Source organism: Thermoproteus sp. CP80, from assembly GCF_002077075.2.
Classification (GTDB): domain Archaea; phylum Thermoproteota; class Thermoprotei; order Thermoproteales; family Thermoproteaceae; genus Thermoproteus.
Window position 1 is genome coordinate 1 of record NZ_LCWM02000067.1, and the last position, 1,673, is coordinate 1,673.

Sequence of the window (1,673 nt, forward strand, 5' to 3'; positions counted from 1 at the left end):
ACTCCATGTACGAGAAGAAGGTCGGCAGCGTCGTGGTCGTCGACGAGGCGGGCAAGCCCGTCGGCATAGTCACCGAGAGGGATCTCGTCTACGTCTGCGCCAAAGGGCTTTCGGCCGACACGCCGATTTGGATGGTCATGACCGAAAACCCCATCACGATAGGCGAAGACGCCTTACTGCTCGACGCTGTGGAGAAGATGAGGAGCCTCAACGTGAGGCACCTCCCCGTGGTCGATAGGGAGGGGAAGCTGGTGGGGATAATCAGCGTTAGGGACGTCTTGGACTTGGCCGCCTTCCTGATCAGGATCAGGGAGTAGGGGAAAAAAAGAGGTATTTTACGGGCTGAACAGGGGCTGTCCCTGCGGGAATACCGTTATCTGTCCGGTGGTGCCGTTGTAGAAGCCGGCGTTGATCCACGTGGGAGTTCCGTTAATTATCTCAACCCCGACGATGAGGTAGCTCGCGTATATTCTGTCGTGGTATTGGTCGAAGTAGACGGGCCCAGTGGCGCCTACGTAGGTTCCGTTCTTGCCCCACTGCTCGAGGACGGAGTTTATGACGGTAGGATCGGTGGAGCCAGTCTTGGCAATAGCCTCCATAACCATCATAGCCGTATCGTAGTAATAGGGGTCGTAGCCCGTGGGCGCGTGCCCGCAGAACTGCGTAAATTCGCGGGCGAACTGCTGGTAGTGCGGGTCGTTGGGGTTAGGCGCCGCGACGGCGCCCATGAACTTGGCGTTGGCGAGGGCCTGGCCACCGGCCTGTATATCAGCCGTGCCGTAGACATTGCTGTCGGTGCCGAACCACCTGACCTTAGAGAGGACCGGGTCGTTCATGGCGGCCTGCACGACTGCAGCGCCGTCTTGGTCGAACGAAACTATCTCAAAAGCCGCGTCGGGGCTCGGCGAGCCCAAGGCCGCCGACGCCTTCTGCACGGCTGCCTGCTCCGCGGCCGGCATAGCCGACGGCGACGGGTCGTAGCCGTAGACTCCCAATACCTGTATGCCGTATTTAGCCGAGTCGTTGGCTATGGCGGCAGACAGGCCCTGGCCCCAAGCGTCAGATCTATAGACTATTACTAACTTCTTTATGCCGAGCATGTGCATCAGCGCGGTTATGACCTGCGCCTGCGCATCGTCCGTCGGCGGAAGCCTGAATATATACGGCTTGGGCACCGCCAGAAGGGGCGAGGTGGATATGCTAGTAATGACTATGTGGTTTTGTGCAGCGAAGTTCTTGACGGCCGAGACCTCGCTACTGCAGGTGAGGCCCACCACGAACCTTATACCTTGGGAATAGACCGTCTGCAGCATCTGGAGGGCAGTGTTGGGGTCGCAAGCCGAATCCTGTGTGACCAGCTGGAATTGTATGCCCTTGCTCGCAAACATCTTGTTGGCGTCTTGCACCGCCAGCTTAATGGCGCACTGGCCGCTGGTTCCCATAAACTGAAGCGAGCCAGTCAAGGGTACCAACGCGCCTATTGTCACGGTCTGTGTGGTTTGGGTTGTTTGCGTAGTTGTCTGCGTTGTTTGTGTGGTTGTCTGTGTGGTTTGGGTTGTGGTGGTGGGCGTGGTTGTTTGGGATGGCCCTTGCGACGCCATGTAGGCAACCACAGCCGCTATCACTATCACCAAAACCACCACCCCCACAATCCAAGCAGTTCTGGAAGCCAT

The 1,673-nt window shown here is 58.2% G+C and carries 2 protein-coding genes; one reads left to right on the top strand and one right to left on the bottom strand.

Going from position 1 to position 1,673, the window contains the following annotated elements:
• Positions 1-5 precede the first annotated feature (5 nt).
• Positions 6-317: a CBS domain-containing protein gene (locus B7L68_RS08380; RefSeq protein WP_081247202.1), complete on the top strand. Its 312-nt coding sequence runs from the start codon at positions 6-8 to the stop codon at positions 315-317.
• An 18-nt stretch (positions 318-335) separates the two neighbouring features.
• Here the strand turns inward: B7L68_RS08380 and B7L68_RS08385 are convergent.
• A partial coding sequence (locus B7L68_RS08385) for an ABC transporter substrate-binding protein (protein ID WP_081247201.1) occupies positions 336-1,673 on the bottom strand: 1,338 nt, incomplete at its 5' end.

What these genes read in the sequence shown, in the direction of transcription:
- B7L68_RS08380 (WP_081247202.1), top strand. Translation starts at nt 6, where the DNA reads ATGTACGAGAAGAAGGTCGGCAGCGTCGTGGTCGTCGACGAGGCGGGC.